This window comes from Phyllobacterium sp. K27 (genome assembly GCF_054796155.1).
The window spans coordinates 463,821-478,756 of sequence record NZ_JBTWND010000004.1; the positions used below are offsets into that span (position 1 = coordinate 463,821).

Genomic DNA, 14,936 nt, shown 5'->3' on the forward strand with positions numbered 1-14,936 from the left:
GTTTTAGCTAGGCACCAGAAAGTAGCGGAACATGTCGGTTGCATGGATTGGCAGCCAGCCGGTATCATTGATGGATGCTGTTCAGAAGGCTGGCGGTCTTCTGAAAGCCAGCCGCTGTCCGGTTTTTACCATTGATGCTGATGTACACGGCACACGCAGCGCAATTGCGCTGGCCGAGCGTGTCGGCGCTCCCTATGACCATCCTCTGGGCCAGACCCTGTCAAGGGAAATTGCTCTGTTCACGGATCACGGTGGCATGTTTACCACGGCAGGCGAGGCGCGCAACCGTTCGGACGTTATCGTGCTCGTGGGCGATATTCCTCCGCACCATGGCGGGCTTTTGCTGGATTGGGCAAGTTCGCAACCCCGTTCGGATAAACCAAAAAAACGCGGCTGGTTTCACATTCGCGGCCGTGAATATTCCGGCGGGCCGAAACTGGCGGTGAAGCCAGTGCAGGTCAGCGGAGATGGCCTTTCTCTGGGTAATGTCCTTGGTGTTTTGCGCGCGACCCTGCAGGGACGACAGACACTCTCCTCCCTGACGAACATTGACCGGCTGCTGAAAAGTCTTTCGGCAGCCCGGTTCCCGGTTTTCGTTTTCTCTGGTGCATCGGGGCAGATACCTGACCTGATCATGCTGCAGGATATGATTGCAGACCTGAACAGGAAAGGCCGTGCCGGCAGTGTGTTTCTGCCCGCTGATGATGCTGCCTGGGGAACGGCGTTGACATCATTATGGATGACGGGATTTCCACCCAGAACAGGCTTCACCGATAGCCTCCCAAGCTATGACCCCGTAAGATGGGACATTCAGCGCATGATCCGGGACAAGGAGCCCGATCTTCATGTCTGGATGTCCACGAGAGGTGGTCAACCGCCTTCCAAAGGCTCGCGATTGCCTTTGATCTCACTGGAGAGAACGGCGGTCCCGGTGCAGGGTACAGCGGTGACAATCGCTGTTGGTCAGGCCGGACTCGATCATGACGGAGTTTGTTATTCCAGCAGGATCGGCACGTTCCGCGCGGTGCAAGCCGCTGAGCCATCGCAATTGCCCAGCCTGTCCAGTGTTGTCAGACAATTGGCTGTGGCTCTGCCAGGGCGAAAGGCTCTTGTATGCTGATTAAACTGGCAGGTGGGGAAGTTATCGATCCCGTAAACGGACAAACCCGCAAACGGGATATCTGGATCAGGGACGGGCTGTTGATCGATGCGCCGCTGGGTGAAGCTGCAGATCAAACGCACGATGTCTCGCAATGCATTGTCATGGCGGGAGCCATAGACATTCATTCGCATATCGGTGGCGGCAATGTGAATACTGCCCGGCTGCTTTTGCCAGAACATCACGCCGCACATCAGAGGCGGCCGGCCAACACGCCGCTTTCCAATGCCGGATGGTCGACGTTTCGAACTGGCTGCCTTTATGCGCAGATGGGATTTACGACGGTCGTTGAGCCTGCGATGGCACCTTCTTCAGCGCTGCATACGCATCTTGAGCTCGCCGATATTCCCATCATAGACAAGGCGACACTGGCAATACTCGGAAATGATGATTTCAGTCTTTCACTGCTCCGGGACAGCACATCATCGGCAATGCTGGATGATTATGTGGCCTGGGTTGTCGGCTCCAGCCGCGCTCTGGGGGTAAAGGTCATAAATGCCGGAGCCGCCGCGGCCTTCAAGGAGAATGTCAGATCGTTTTCCCTGGACGATGAGGTCCCCGAATATGGTGTGACTTCACGCAAGATTGTCAAATCGCTCCAAGCTTCGGTAACGCGTCTGGGCATTCCCCATCCGCTGCATGTGCACGCCAATAATCTGGGCATTGCGGGGAGTGCCGATACGGCGGCAGCGACCATTGAAGCCAGCGAAGGCGTGCCGCTTCATCTGGCCCATTTGCAATTCTACAGCTACGGGACCGAAGGGAAGCGGAAATTTTCATCGGAAGCGTCACGCCTGGCCGCGGCCGTCAATGGCAATCGCGACGTTACAATTGACATTGGGCAGGTCATGTTCGGGCAGACCGTCACCATATCGTCCGATGTCATGCGGCAGTTTTCAGCCATTGGCAATGCGAGCCCGAAGAAGTTCGTCATTTTCGATGGGGATGGCAATGGCGGTGGTGGAATTGTTCCCTATCGCTACAAGCAGGATTATTACGGCTCGTTGCAATGGGCCATCGGTCTTGAACTCTTTCTGCTGATCAATGACCCTTGGCGGGTATTTTTTACCACGGACCATCCAAACGGTGCTCCCTTCACAGCCTATCCGGAACTGTTCGAGCTACTGATGAGCAGTGCAGCCCGTGATGAGCAATCCTCAAAGCTGAATGCAAGCGCGCTGGAATTAACGACACTCGCAACAATCCGGCGGGAATACACATTCGATGAGATTGCCATAATGACACGCGCTGCACCAGCCAAACTGCTGGGCCTGAAAGATCGAGGTCATCTTGGCGCCGGCGCGATCGCAGATATCGCCGTCTACCGCAAGGGCAGGGACGTCGCCAAAATGTTCCGGGAAGCAGCACTGGTGTTCAAGAACGGCGACCTTGTGGTCAAGAACGGAAAAGTAACAAATTATCGTTGGGGCAAGACTCTGCGGCTCAATCCCCCGCCGGATAAGGCAATCGTGAAACGCATGAAGGCTTACCACGAGGAGCGCTATGGCCTGCCGCTTGATTGGTTCACTTTTCCTGACTCCTCCATCCAGAGGGACGAACCATTCGGAGAGGTTCCATGCAACAGCTGATCCGCAACGGTGTTCTGATTGACGATACATTTGCCGAAGCCTTCAGCATGCGTGCCACCGCCATCATCATTACCGCGCCCTCGCTGAAATGGGCACGGCAGGCGGCCATCACCATGACCGGCTTTGCAACTTCGGTAATCGGGTGCGGTTGCGAGGCAGCCATCGATGTGGAGTTGCCAGCGTCGCAAACGCCTGACGGCCGCCCCGGCTGCCGGGTGATGATTTTCGCCATGGGAACGGATGAATTGCAAAGACAGTTGAAAAACCGTCTCGGCCAATGCGTGCTGACCTCACCTGGCAGCGCCTGTTTCGCCGATCTTGAAGGCACGGCGTCGCTCAATCTCGGCAATGCGTTGCGGTATTTCGGTGATGGTTGGCAGATATCGAAGAAATTTGGCGGAAAACACTATTGGCGTGTGCCGGTCATGGATGGAGAGTTTCTCTGCGAAGCCACAACAGGTCTCAGCAAGCTTGCAGTCGGGGGTGGTAATTTACTGTTTCTGGCTGCCGACAGCGACAAGGCGCTGAATGCGGCCGAACATGCCGTGGCAGCTATTGCGAAAATCCCCGGGGTGATCATGCCATTTCCAGGCGGCGTTGTCCGATCCGGCTCCAAGGTTGGTGGTAAGTATAAGGGTGTGATGGCCTCGACCAATGAAGCCTTTGCCCCGACATTGCGCGGTGTCGTCGACAGTGCACTCACGCCCGGGATCAATTCGGTTCTGGAAGTCGTTATCGACGGTGAAACGGATGAGACTGTTGCGGCCGCTATGCGGGCCGGCATAAAAGCCGTCATTTCCCTTGGCCCGAAAAAGGGCGCTGTTCGGATCAGTGCTGGAAATTACGGCGGCAAGCTTGGGAAATTTCATTATCATCTGAAGGATTTGCTGCCATGAAAGCGCTTACCTTCTCGATGCTCTGCGAACCGGAAGAGCGTCTTGACCTTTCACCCCTCACACCGGCAAGGCTTGCCGGACTTTCACAGGTTCAAATTGCGCGACTGCGAATTGGAACCAGCTCTCACCCCGTTACGGTCGGCGATGTATTCAAGGTTTCAGGCGCTGATTTACATTCGATTGTCTTTGAAGGAAGCACCAAACGTTTCGATCGGGTTGGAGCGGGGCTGACAGGAGGATCGATCCATGTTGATGGTAATGTCGGCACGCAGGTGGGCAGGAGAATGTTGGGAGGCTCACTGATCGTCCAGGGTAGTACTGACGACCATGCAGGTTCAGGCATGATTGATGGCCGCATTGAGATCAAGGGGAATACGGGAAGCTATCTGGGTGGACCCCTTGCAGGCGAAATGATCGGAATGAGTGGCGGATTGCTGATCGTGCGCGGCAAGGCATCGGATTACGCGGGTGACCGTCTGCGGCGCGGTATCATCGCAATAGGTAAAGGCTGCGGTGGCTATGCCGGATGCCGTATGATTGCCGGAACAATTGCCATTGCCGGACGTGTCGGGGCTGCTCCTGGCTATTTGATGAAACGCGGTTCTCTTCTGTTCGACCGCCACCCGACGGAGCTTTCGCCGACCTTCGTGCCATGCGGAGAACCGGACATTGCCTTCTCCAGCCTGTTTGACCGGTTTCTCATGAGTGAGAAAATTATGAATCAGCCATTGCTGGGGGATAGACCGGGCAAATATGGCGGCGACAACGCGGTTTTGGGCAAGGGCGAGATTCTGTTCCGCAGGAAACTTTAGGGCACTGCAGAGGAGCGAAGGATGGGGGTATGAGTCAATGGAGACCTATAGAGACGGCGCCGACTGATGGAACTGCCGTCGATCTTTGGATTATGCGCGATGATGGCACGGGATTCCGCGCAACCGATTCAATATATTGCGATATATGGGTAATACCGATGTACGACGATCAAAAGTCGGGTGGGGAGCTTCATAAGCGCTCGAAAGGGCATGGGAAAATCACCCATTGGATGCCTATTTCTGTTGGTCCTGACGGGGAAGCAAATTCCTTGTACTAGTGAATGGGTGACGTCGCATCATTGTTGCGTCAACGTTGCCGTAGAGACAGGTGCGGCCCGTGCTTCCATGCGGTTTTTGACATCCCTGGAGATCCATTTGCTCGAATTCGATCTCATATCTGACGAAGGATCCAAATGAGTAGAACGAACTCTTGAGTTCTTGAAGATCAGAGATTGTAGCGTTCCAGGAACCAATCGGATTCGGTGGAAAATCAACCTATTGTTAGCATTTTCAAAGGAACATTTTCTCATAACTGCCGGTTTTGCACAGGCGCTATAAGAATGCCTCATTTATCAAGGAGTTCCGGAAAAAGAGGCGTGCAATGATCAGGACGGGCAACGATGCCGCCCTTCGCCAATTCAAAATTCTCGATCAATCTTCGCAGGCTCTTTGCTCGTGATCGGCGCAAGAAACAGTACATGGCTTCCGGCATGGTCTTTCACCACCAGCAGGGCCTTCCGTTTCACCGCGGTCAGCCTGCCACCGCCAGAGATAGTGGTATTCAATGACTTGACCAGCCTTCGGGAAATCAGCGGTCACGGAAATAGTCCTCTGCCCCCTTATCCCAGAGCTTGCCAAGTTCCTCTGGCATCTCAGCTACATCAATAGCAATCTGATGATTTGCACTTCCGGTAAGCGCCTCGTAGCGCTCCATCGACATGATGATATAACGAAGCTTGCGATGCTTGGTTATGGCAACCGGAGCGACGGTTGCAGCCTCGAATAGATCGCCTGTATTCCGGGTGAAGTCTCCTGCTGCGAACTCTCGCATCGCATCCTCCATCGCTTAGAATAACAAGAATATACAGAAATTCTTAATATTCTGCATGGTGGCCGTCTTGCGGTAACGCGTTTTCACAACGACACGAGTTCCTAAATTCCTGAACCGTCGAGCTGCCTGGCGTCGTCGCCTTCCCAGGGTTGCGGCATGGAAGTGCGGTCCAAATTAGCCGATGGCATCGGCATCCAGCACTTCAACTCCGGCTCGGCATATTCGATGATGCGGCCGGGTGAGGAATCAGAGGCGCGCCAGCCTTCGGCACCGAACTGGTCGCCATTAGACCAATAAGCAAGATCAACTTCTGCCGGCCCCTGTTCGGATGGGCGGATCGTTACAAGGATTCGACTGCCGTCTTTCGGCGCGCTCGCCATTTGGCGCCAGCGGTTTGGCTCGTCCATCGTTTTCCTCTTGTATTGCTACGGAGCTTAAGTGTTGCCTCACCGTTAGAAGCCGTCAACCCAGACTTTTTCACAATCTGCGGTTATAAAATTGCGCAATTGACATTTGGCAGAAAGTAATATTGTTTTTGTAAATCGGTTTACTAAACCGCTTTACAAAAACGGGGTTGAACTTTGGTCAAAAGAGCGATGCCAGGTTTGAAAGATGTGGCCGCCGCTGCGGGCGTATCGGTGACAACCATCTCACGCTTCGTGAACGGCAGCCTTGATCTGCCCTATAACACCAAGAAGCGTATCGAAGATGCGATTGCCACGCTCAAATATATTCCCAATCCTCATGCGCGCCGGTTGAGCATGGGACGCTCGGACACGATTGGCCTGGTCGTCCCGGAAATCGCCAATCCCTTCTTCTCGACACTGGTTACCGCGGTCGAGCAGGCGGCTGACGAGAAAAAACTGGCTGTCTCACTGCACGCAACGCTCAACCGGGCAGGACGCGAAGTTGAGTATCTCCAGCTCATCGAGCGCAACCACGTCGATGGCCTGATTTTCATTACAAACCATCCCGACGACGGGGCGCTTGCCAATCTGATCAATCGCTCCGGCAAAGTCATCGTCGTCGACGAAGACGTCCCGGGCTCGAAAGTGCCAAAACTTTTTTGTGACAACGTTCATGGTGGATATCTTGCCGGTCTGCATCTGGCTGGCCATGGGCATCGGCATGTTCTGTTTGTCGGGGGAGATGAGCGCATGATCAGTGCACGCCGCCGTTATGATGGGGTGGTGCAGGCTCTTCGTGAGCACAGTGCCGGGTTGACCCGTGTTGATCGTTATGCCGGCGAATACACAATCAATTATGGACGGCAGGCTGCTCTGCGGTTCCTTGAAGAACGCCATGAAGCCACGGCGATTTTTGCCAGCTCCGATGAAATCGCCATCGGTATGCTTGAGGTCTTCAAGGACAAGGGGGTCTCGGTTCCTGATGATGTGTCGATGATCGGGTTCGATGATGTCGGGCCTTTACATCTTTTCGCACCTCCACTGACGGTCATCCGCCAGCCTGTCCGGCGACTTGGCAGTCGGGCACTTGAACTACTTCTGGAAACCAACTGGCAAGAGTGGAACTCCTCTGCTTCGGAGGAACTTTTGCCTGTCGAAATCGTGGTGCGGAACTCCGTTGCTCCGCCAGCGAAATAAACACCAAGCGACGGTAAGAAAACAAACAGAGGATGAGAACATGACTTTGAATCTAACTAGAAGAATGATGATCGTACTGGCTGGTTTCACCGCGTTGAGCTGTGGCCATTCAACCGCGGTGGCGCAGGAAAAAAAGACAATCGCTCTGGTTCAAATCAACCAGCAGGCGCTTTTCTTCAACCAGATGAACGAGGGTGCTCAGAAAGCGGCTGATGCTGCTGGTGTGAAGCTGGTGATTTTCAATTCCAACAATGAGCCTACGGCCCAAAACAGCGCCATTGAAACCTATATTCAGGAAAAGGTTTCAGGTCTGGCCGTTGTTGCAATTGACGTGAACGGGCTGATGCCGGCGGTCAAGCAGGCGGCGGATGCCGGTATACCGGTTGTCGCTATCGATGCCATCCTGCCAGCGGGGCCGCAAAAAGCCCAGATCGGCGTAGACAATGCGACGGCTGGCGCCGATATGGGCAAATTCTTTCTCGACTACGTCAAAACAAATATGGGCGGAAAGGCGAAGATCGGTGTCGTCGGTGCTTTGAACTCCTACATTCAAAATGTCCGCCAGGAGGGCTTTGAAAAGACGATCAAAGGCGTGGATGGCATTGAACTTGCAGGCGTCGTTGACGGCCAGAATGTTCAGGATAACGCGCTTTCTGCTGCTGAAAATCTTATTACCGGCAATCCTGACCTGACAGCAATCTATGCGACCGGGGAACCAGCGCTGATGGGTGCGATCGCTGCTGTTCAAAGTCAGGGCAAACAGGACACGATCAAGGTTTTCGGTTGGGATCTGACTGCGGAGGCCATTGCAGGCATTGATGCAGGATTTGTAGCTGCCGTCATCCAGCAGGACCCGTCGGCCATGGGGGCGGCCGCCGTGGACGCTTTGCAGAAAGTGGCTGCAGGTCAGGCTGTTGATCAGAACATTTCAGTGCCGATCACCATCGTGACAAAAGCCAATGTCGACCCCTACCGGGCCGTTTTCAAATGAACCAGAACGGCCAGCAACTATCTGCTGCAACGCATTCCGGGGGGATAACTTCCCCCGGAGATGACAAACAAGGCAGAACGAAACCGCGTATCTCCCTGCGTGGAATTCGCAAATCCTTCGGCTCGCATCAAGCCCTTCGCGGTGTGGACCTCGACATCTTTCCCGGTGAATGTCTGGGCTTGGTGGGTGACAACGCTGCAGGCAAATCCACACTGACTAAAATCATCTCTGGAACCTACATTCCCGACGGTGGGACGATGGTAATAGAAGGCGAGGAGGTGCGCCTGTCGGGCCCCGCCGATGCCCGAAACAGACATATCGAAATGGTGTTTCAGGATCTGAGCCTTTGTGATCAGATCGATGTTGTCGGCAATCTTTTTCTGGGCCGTGAACTCAGTAAGGGCATGTTTCTGGACAGTAAAAAGATGCTGACCGAAGCGCGTGCAATGCTGGATTCGCTGGAAATCAGAATTCCGAAACTTACAGGTAAAGTTGCCCAACTGTCGGGTGGCCAGCGTCAGGCTATTGCCATTGCCCGCGCCGCTTCGTTCAAGCCAAAAGTCCTGATAATGGATGAGCCCACATCAGCACTTGCCGTTGCAGAGGTGGAAGCTGTGCTGGCATTGATCAACCGGGTCAAAGCTCAAGGTGTCTCGGTTGTTCTCATTACGCATCGCCTTCAGGACCTCTTCCGGGTCTGTGACCGGATTGCCGTCATGTACGAAGGCACGAAGGTCGCCGAGCGGCAGATTGGCGGCACCAACCTTGAAGATCTCGTGAGGCTGATTGTCGGTGAGGGAGCCAGACAATGACTGTTTATACCGAGCGCGGCCAGGGATCGCGCATTGCAGATTTCTTCGGCGAACATGCACAGGTTCTTTCGATCACCATTTTCTTCGCCGTCTGCATGATATTCTTTTCAATCGGCAGCGAGACCTTCCTCACTTCCGGGAACATCCTCAATATCGTCCGGCAGGCCGCACCGATCCTGATTGTTGCCATTGCCATGACCTTCGTGATTATCACGGGCGGGATTGATCTTTCTGTCGGTTCTCAGGTTGCGCTGATCAATGCGGTTGCAGCTGTTGTGATGGCGATGGGGTTTCCCTGGCCATTCGTGGTGGTTGCGATGATCATTCTGGGCGGCGGACTCGGCTTTGCGCAAGGCTGGTTCATTGCCTATCAGGGTATCCCGGCCTTTATCGTTACACTGGCGGGCCTGTCCATCCTTCGGGGTTTTGCGCTTTATCTCACGCAAGGCTATTCGATCCCCATCCAGGACGCACCGGGTTTCTTTGCCTTGGGACGCGGTGTCGTCGCAGGCTTTCCAGTCCCTGCAATTATTGCCGTGATCGTGTCCTTGCTGGGATATGTGGCAATAAGATCGACAAAATATGGACGTCAGGTTGTCGCTGTCGGTTCGAATATGGAAGCTGCACGCCGGGTTGGCATGCCTGCCAAATGGATCATCGCGTCCGTTTATATCATTTCCGGGGTGGCATGTGCTCTGGCGGGTTTGCTTATCGCGGCACGGTTGGGTTCTGGATCATCCAATGCAGCTGTCGGCTTTGAGCTTCAAGTTATCGCCGCTGTGGTGCTGGGTGGTACCTCTCTTATGGGAGGACGTGGAACAATCGTCGGGACAGTGCTTGGTACGCTTACCATTGCAGTCATCGGCAATGGACTGATCCTGATGCATATCTCGCCATTTTTCACGCAGATCGTTACCGGTGCCATCATCCTGGTCGCCATCTGGCTGAACACCCGGATATTCACCGCAAATTTCCGCTTCGGCAGGAAAGGGTGAACTCCATGGAGAATGAACTCTCGGAAGCTCATGTCCGCTCCGGCAAAGTAATGAGCGTCAATGGACCGATCGCATCAGATCAGCTTGGCATCACGTTGATGCATGAGCATATTCTGAATGATTGCCGCTGCTGGTGGCATGCGCCCAAGACGCCGGAGCGCCAATACCTCGCCGGCGGTTTTGTCTGTATGGAAATGCTGGGCGAGCTCAAGCAGGACCCATTTGTCAACAAGCACAACATCACGCTGGACGATGAACCGCTGGCGGTAACGGAGTTGAAAGCCTTTGCCATGGAGGGCGGGCAAACGGTGGTGGAACCGACCTGCCGAGGCATTGGACGGAACCCGCTTGCTCTGAGGCGTATTGCCAAGGCATCCGGCCTCAACGTCGTGATGGGAGCTGGATACTATCTCGGCTCGTCACACCCGGTCGCAGTGTCCACGATGAGCGTCGAGGATATAGCGACGGAAATTGTCCGCGAGGCAATACAGGGAGTTGATGGCACTGATGTCAGGATTGGGCTGATTGGTGAAATCGGCGTTTCGTCCGATTTTACCGCCGAAGAGGAGAAATCACTTCGCGGCGCTGCCCAGGCACAGGTGCGAACCGGTTTGCCACTGATGGTTCATCTGCCTGGCTGGTTCAGGCTGGGCCATCGGGTTCTGGATATCGTGGAGGAGGAGGGAGCAGATCTGCGGCATACGGTTCTGTGCCATATGAACCCTTCTCATAGTGATTTCGCCTATCAGAGCGAACTCGCTGTGCGAGGTGCCTTCCTGGAATACGATATGATCGGCATGGATTATTTTTATGCCGACCAGCAAGTCCAGTGCCCAAGCGATGAAGAGGCGGCGCGGGCCATTGTTCGCCTGGCACATGCCGGTCATCTCGACCGGGTGCTGCTTTCGCACGATGTCTTCCTGAAGATGATGCTGAGCCACTATGGCGGCAATGGCTATGCCTATGTGCTGCGTCATTTTCTTCCACGGCTGCAACGCCATGGATTGGATAAAGCGGCTCTCGATCAAATGATGCGAGTCAATCCCCGCTCAGTTTTTTACGCAGGATCCTGAGTGGATCCTGCCAGCGTTTTTAGGAAAGAATGAGAAGCTATGACAAAGAAAGTTCTGTTGGTTGGTGAGAGCTGGGTAAGTTCTGCAACACATTACAAAGGGTTTGATCAGTTCGGCAGCGTCACGTTTCATCTTGGAGCAGAGCCGCTGGTGAAAGCACTGGCACATAGCCAATTCGAATTGACCTACATGCCAGCACATGAAGCAGTCGAGAAGTTCCCCTTTGAAATGGAAGGATTGGATGCCTACGACGTTATCATTCTGTCTGACATAGGAGCGAACTCGCTGCTTTTGCCTCCGGATGTCTGGCTTCACTCGCGCACTGTCCCCAACCGCCTCAAGCTGATCAAGGCATGGGTGGAAAAAGGCGGGTCACTCCTGATGGTTGGTGGGTATTTCTCGTTCCAGGGGATTGATGGAAAAGCGCGCTGGCGGCGTACCGCGGTGGAGGACGTTCTTCCGGTCACCTGCCTTCCCTACGATGACCGCATTGAAATACCGGAAGGTACGACGCCGAAGATTGAGCTGCCAGATCATCCCGTCATGTCTGGTCTTGGTGGCCAATGGCCCGTGCTTCTCGGTGTCAATGAGGTTGAACTTCGCAAAGGTGACGATGTTGAAGTGATCGCACGCCTGCCCGACGATCAGGGCGGACATCCGCTTCTGGTTCTGGGCAGCTTCGGCAAGGGCAGAACAGCTGCATGGACATCAGACATCGGCCCGCACTGGCTGTCACCTGCATTCTGCGAATGGGACGGCTATGGCCGGCTTTGGAAGAACATCCTTGGCTGGATGACCCGCAGCTGAAGAAGCGTCTGATCAAAGCTGGCTACAAAGGCATGGATCAACCGTATGCATGCCGCTGAAATCATCTGGAAGGAAAATGACATGCAAGCAATATCGGATCGCGAATCCAACGCTGTGCAGGAAATATTCGGTACCGATAAAGTGCTCATCGGAATGATCCATTGCCCGGCCTTTCCCGGCTCTCCCAGATACAGGGGAGCTGATATGAACACGATATATGATGCCTGCATGCGCGATGCCGAAGCCTGTATCGAGGGCGGTCTGCACGGGCTGGTTATCGAGAACCATGGCGATATACCATTTTCCAAACCCGATGATATCGGGCCTGAAACAACAGGATTCATGTCCGTAGTTACTGACCGTATTGCGCGGAGCGCCGGTGTGCCTCTTGGTATCAATGTTCTGGCCAATGCACCAATTCCAGCATTTGCCATTGCCATGGCGGGCGGTGCAAAATTCATCAGGGTCAATCAATGGGCCAACGCATATGTGGCAAATGAAGGCTTCATGGAGGGGCGCGCGGCCGAAGCAATGCGGTACCGATCGATGCTGCGGGCCGAGCATATCAAGGTCTTTGCCGACAGCCACGTCAAGCATGGCAGCCACGCGATTGTAGCCGATCGTACAATCGAAGAGCTGACGCGCGATCTGGCATTTTTCGATGCCGATGGTGTCATCGCCACAGGCCAAAGGACAGGCAACAGCGCAACCATGGAGGAAATTGAAAAAATCGGTTCCTCCACCCACCTTCCTTTGCTCGTCGGCTCAGGCGTGACCAAGGACAATATCGCAGAAATTCTGGGGCGCACCAACGGCGTCATTGTTGCCTCTTCGCTCAAGCATGACGGTGTCTGGTGGAATCCGGTAGACATAGACCGTGTAAAGGCATTCCGGTCTGCTGCCCAAGCAGGGTTGGAGAGCTGACACAATGGCCCTCGAAAGTCTGTCCGGTCGTATTCTTCGTGAAAACGCAAGCGTCTTGCAGGCGATGGTCAATCATCGGTTTGTCAAAGATATCAAGAACGACACGCTGAGCAACACGGTATTCGACCGGTACCTTATCTATGAAGGAACGTTTGTCGATACGGCGATCTCGATTTTTGCATTCGCTGCGGCCAAAGCTCAAAATCTTGCGCAGAAACGCTGGCTGATCGCTGTTCTTGACGCACTGGCAAACGATCAGATGGCCTATTTCGAACGCACCTTCGCCAGCCGCGGTATTGATCCCGCATCGTTTGATACCGGCATTCCGGCTGTAAAAGACTTCTGTTCGGGCATGCTGACTGTCGCCCGTGAAGGTGAGTTTCTCGATATTGTCGCAGCAATGTTTGCGGCAGAGTGGATGTACTGGACATGGTCGAAGGAAGCATCCGCCTGTCACATCAGCGATCCGTTTTTGAAGGACTGGGTTGCCATGCATGCGGATCAGACATTTGCCGATCAGGTCACGTGGCTCAAAGACCAGCTCGACATGGCCGGCGAACGGGGACTTCCGGAAGAATTCTGCGCCCGGCTAAGCAGTGCTTTTGGTTGTGCGATGCAGCTTGAGATTGATTTTCACGACGCTCCGTATCTCTGACTTCAAGGATGTGACTGCATGCGTGCCTATGTAATTGGCAATATTGCCATGGATGAAACGATTATTGTCGATGAACTTCCGATATCCGGAGCTTCGATCCTCGGGCATGTTGGCGGGCACGATCTGGGAGGGAAGGGGACCAATCAGGCTATTGTAATGGCGCGCTGCGGCATTCCCACAATATTGGTAGCCCCGGTGGGTCAGGACTCAAGAGCGGATATGATCCGCCAGCACCTTTCGGGCGAACCCCTCACCAGTGAGCTTATCGGGATCAAGGGGATATCAAGCGACATCTCGCTTATTTTCCGCTTGCCAGATGGTGAAAACGCGATCGTTACGACGTCGGATTCCGCCAGCCATTTGCATGCTTCCCACGTTGCACCTGTTTTGCAAAGTGCCGAGCCGGGTGATCTTGCGATCCTGCAGGGGAATCTTTCTCATCAGGCAACTCTCGGGATTCTAAAATTGGCCAAATCGCTTGGCATGACCACAGCTTTCAATCCGTCGCCGCAGCGATCGTTTTTCGCCGATTTCTGGCCCCTTGTCGATGTCGTGTTTTTCAATCGCGGAGAAGCGCAGGCCATGACCGGCGCACAAGACGAAGCCGCAGCCCGATACCTGCTTCAAAAGGGTATTCAGAACGTTGTTCTGACACTGGGAAACCAGGGTGCGATGATGGTCAACAGCCGTGAAATTGTCTCGGTTGCTGCATCGGCCAGTGCGGTCATTGACACAACCGGCGCTGGTGACACCTTCATGTCTGTTGCTTTGGCATCGTGCCTGAAACGCGGGACACGGCTGGATGGTATAGCTCTCGAACATGCGGCGCGGGCAGCAGCAATCACCGTATCGAAAATTGGCACACGCTCGGCTTTCCCGACAGCTTCTGAACTCGATCAAATTCTGGGTGACGTCTGGTAATGATAGCCTGAATTGGTCCCTTGCCGATTAGGAGAGGATCGTCATTCTCGAAAACCCTCGGTCAGCACAGTGATGGAATTTGTTCAGAATGTTTTACAGCTATGACAAAAGTAGTTTCGTTTCGGAACGCGAGTATTGGTTGGAATATAAGATTGATCTGCATGTAAGCGGCGTCAACGTGGATGATGATGTACCGTACATGTGTTCGTTCGTGCATGTTCTGGTTCTGGGTAAATAACCAGACAGGCGAGCGAGAATTCAATTTATTGAAAACCCATTATGACTCAGCCTCCATCTTTAGATCATGTTGAAATAGGAACGGCCCCTCGCTTGTGCTTACCTTTTCAACGGGATCCCTGCATTTAGTCCTCCATTCCAATGGGGCGAGCCCGTAAGAGTATCTTTCAGTTACGATTGCTTGACGCAAGAGACCGGGTAGATGTGAAATCATCCAGGCGAGCGGCAGCCACGTTACGTCAATGCAGCCGATCCGGAGGCACATAGCCCCGAATCCTCCAATAGCAAAGCTGCGCCAGGCTCATCATACGCGGCGTACCGCAGCGGGACAAACGTGTCGGCATCACCACGCAGGACCATGAGCTGATCGTGACGCCTTTCGCGTCATGCCGCCGATGGCGCCAAGTCAA

At 54.2% G+C, this 14,936-nt stretch carries 15 protein-coding genes; 13 read left to right on the plus strand and 2 right to left on the minus strand.

Translation table 11 applies throughout. The annotated features are described in order from the left end of the window. The first annotated feature begins 31 nt into the window (after positions 1-31). From ACYJL1_RS23720 to ACYJL1_RS23735, 4 genes are read left to right on the plus strand one after another with little or no spacing between them, the layout of a single operon-like run. Positions 32-1,120: a tungsten formylmethanofuran dehydrogenase gene (locus tag ACYJL1_RS23720; protein WP_460899554.1), complete on the plus strand. Its 1,089-nt coding sequence runs from the start codon at positions 32-34 to the stop codon at positions 1,118-1,120. Then, positions 1,114-2,748 (plus strand): formylmethanofuran dehydrogenase subunit A, encoded by a 1,635-nt coding sequence (locus tag ACYJL1_RS23725; protein WP_460899555.1) that lies wholly within the window; start codon positions 1,114-1,116, stop codon positions 2,746-2,748. The genes ACYJL1_RS23720 and ACYJL1_RS23725 overlap by 7 nt, the downstream gene beginning before the upstream one ends. Further along, positions 2,736-3,644, plus strand: a complete 909-nt coding sequence (fhcD, locus tag ACYJL1_RS23730; RefSeq protein ID WP_460899556.1) for a formylmethanofuran--tetrahydromethanopterin N-formyltransferase — start codon at positions 2,736-2,738, stop codon at positions 3,642-3,644. Before ACYJL1_RS23725 ends, fhcD begins: the two co-directional genes overlap by 13 nt. Further along, entirely contained in the window at positions 3,641-4,456 is an 816-nt protein-coding gene (locus ACYJL1_RS23735) for a formylmethanofuran dehydrogenase subunit C (protein WP_460899557.1), read from the plus strand. The genes fhcD and ACYJL1_RS23735 overlap by 4 nt, the downstream gene beginning before the upstream one ends. 808 nt (positions 4,457-5,264) lie before the next feature. Here the strand turns inward: ACYJL1_RS23735 and ACYJL1_RS23740 are convergent. Both ACYJL1_RS23740 and ACYJL1_RS23745 read right to left on the minus strand, forming a co-directional pair. After that, positions 5,265-5,507: a type II toxin-antitoxin system prevent-host-death family antitoxin gene (locus ACYJL1_RS23740; protein WP_460899558.1), complete on the minus strand. Its 243-nt coding sequence runs from the start codon at positions 5,505-5,507 to the stop codon at positions 5,265-5,267. A gap of 101 nt (positions 5,508-5,608) precedes the next feature. Next, entirely contained in the window at positions 5,609-5,914 is a 306-nt protein-coding gene (locus ACYJL1_RS23745; RefSeq protein WP_460899559.1) for a hypothetical protein, read from the minus strand. A 189-nt stretch (positions 5,915-6,103) separates the two neighbouring features. On the opposite strand from ACYJL1_RS23745, the gene ACYJL1_RS23750 reads away from it, so the two are divergent. From ACYJL1_RS23750 to ACYJL1_RS23790, 9 genes are all read left to right on the plus strand, one after another. After that, positions 6,104-7,111, plus strand: a complete 1,008-nt coding sequence (locus tag ACYJL1_RS23750) for a LacI family DNA-binding transcriptional regulator (RefSeq protein WP_460899560.1) — start codon at positions 6,104-6,106, stop codon at positions 7,109-7,111. Positions 7,112-7,151: 40 nt separating this feature from the next. Beyond that, entirely contained in the window at positions 7,152-8,102 is a 951-nt protein-coding gene (locus tag ACYJL1_RS23755; RefSeq protein ID WP_460899561.1) for an ABC transporter substrate-binding protein, read from the plus strand. After that, positions 8,099-8,914: an ATP-binding cassette domain-containing protein gene (locus ACYJL1_RS23760; RefSeq protein WP_460899562.1), complete on the plus strand. Its 816-nt coding sequence runs from the start codon at positions 8,099-8,101 to the stop codon at positions 8,912-8,914. The genes ACYJL1_RS23755 and ACYJL1_RS23760 overlap by 4 nt, the downstream gene beginning before the upstream one ends. Next, complete coding sequence (locus tag ACYJL1_RS23765; protein ID WP_460899563.1) at positions 8,911-9,909, plus strand: ABC transporter permease; 999 nt, start codon at positions 8,911-8,913, stop codon at positions 9,907-9,909. Before ACYJL1_RS23760 ends, ACYJL1_RS23765 begins: the two co-directional genes overlap by 4 nt. Positions 9,910-9,914: 5 nt before the next feature. Then, positions 9,915-10,982 (plus strand): phosphotriesterase family protein, encoded by a 1,068-nt coding sequence (locus ACYJL1_RS23770; protein ID WP_460899564.1) that lies wholly within the window; start codon positions 9,915-9,917, stop codon positions 10,980-10,982. Between the two features lie 39 nt (positions 10,983-11,021). Next, the gene (locus ACYJL1_RS23775; RefSeq protein ID WP_460899565.1) at positions 11,022-11,789 is read left to right on the plus strand and encodes a glutamine amidotransferase; all 768 of its coding nucleotides are present in this window, start codon (positions 11,022-11,024) and stop codon (positions 11,787-11,789) included. 81 nt (positions 11,790-11,870) lie between these two features. Then, positions 11,871-12,713: a BtpA/SgcQ family protein gene (locus ACYJL1_RS23780; RefSeq protein ID WP_460899566.1), complete on the plus strand. Its 843-nt coding sequence runs from the start codon at positions 11,871-11,873 to the stop codon at positions 12,711-12,713. A gap of 4 nt (positions 12,714-12,717) precedes the next feature. Then, the gene (locus ACYJL1_RS23785) at positions 12,718-13,368 is read left to right on the plus strand and encodes a TenA family protein (RefSeq protein ID WP_460899567.1); all 651 of its coding nucleotides are present in this window, start codon (positions 12,718-12,720) and stop codon (positions 13,366-13,368) included. 18 nt (positions 13,369-13,386) lie between these two features. Then, positions 13,387-14,289, plus strand: coding sequence for a PfkB family carbohydrate kinase (locus ACYJL1_RS23790; protein WP_460899568.1), 903 nt, complete (start codon positions 13,387-13,389; stop codon positions 14,287-14,289). Positions 14,290-14,936: the final 647 nt, after the last annotated feature.

Excerpts from the sequence above, each read along its gene's own strand:
- ACYJL1_RS23725 (WP_460899555.1), top strand. The coding sequence starts at position 1,114 with ATGCTGATTAAACTGGCAGGTGGGGAAGTTATCGATCCCGTAAACGGA.
- ACYJL1_RS23785 (WP_460899567.1), top strand. The coding sequence starts at position 12,718 with ATGGCCCTCGAAAGTCTGTCCGGTCGTATTCTTCGTGAAAACGCAAGC.
- ACYJL1_RS23765 (WP_460899563.1), top strand. The coding sequence starts at position 8,911 with ATGACTGTTTATACCGAGCGCGGCCAGGGATCGCGCATTGCAGATTTC.
- ACYJL1_RS23735 (WP_460899557.1), top strand. The coding sequence starts at position 3,641 with ATGAAAGCGCTTACCTTCTCGATGCTCTGCGAACCGGAAGAGCGTCTT.
- ACYJL1_RS23720 (WP_460899554.1), top strand. The coding sequence starts at position 32 with ATGTCGGTTGCATGGATTGGCAGCCAGCCGGTATCATTGATGGATGCT.
- ACYJL1_RS23790 (WP_460899568.1), top strand. The coding sequence starts at position 13,387 with ATGCGTGCCTATGTAATTGGCAATATTGCCATGGATGAAACGATTATT.
- ACYJL1_RS23745 (WP_460899559.1), bottom strand. The coding sequence starts at position 5,914 with ATGGACGAGCCAAACCGCTGGCGCCAAATGGCGAGCGCGCCGAAAGAC.
- ACYJL1_RS23760 (WP_460899562.1), top strand. The coding sequence starts at position 8,099 with ATGAACCAGAACGGCCAGCAACTATCTGCTGCAACGCATTCCGGGGGG.
- ACYJL1_RS23780 (WP_460899566.1), top strand. The coding sequence starts at position 11,871 with ATGCAAGCAATATCGGATCGCGAATCCAACGCTGTGCAGGAAATATTC.
- ACYJL1_RS23750 (WP_460899560.1), top strand. The coding sequence starts at position 6,104 with ATGCCAGGTTTGAAAGATGTGGCCGCCGCTGCGGGCGTATCGGTGACA.
- ACYJL1_RS23770 (WP_460899564.1), top strand. The coding sequence starts at position 9,915 with ATGGAGAATGAACTCTCGGAAGCTCATGTCCGCTCCGGCAAAGTAATG.
- fhcD (WP_460899556.1), top strand. The coding sequence starts at position 2,736 with ATGCAACAGCTGATCCGCAACGGTGTTCTGATTGACGATACATTTGCC.
- ACYJL1_RS23755 (WP_460899561.1), top strand. The coding sequence starts at position 7,152 with ATGACTTTGAATCTAACTAGAAGAATGATGATCGTACTGGCTGGTTTC.
- ACYJL1_RS23740 (WP_460899558.1), bottom strand. The coding sequence starts at position 5,507 with ATGCGAGAGTTCGCAGCAGGAGACTTCACCCGGAATACAGGCGATCTA.
- ACYJL1_RS23775 (WP_460899565.1), top strand. The coding sequence starts at position 11,022 with ATGACAAAGAAAGTTCTGTTGGTTGGTGAGAGCTGGGTAAGTTCTGCA.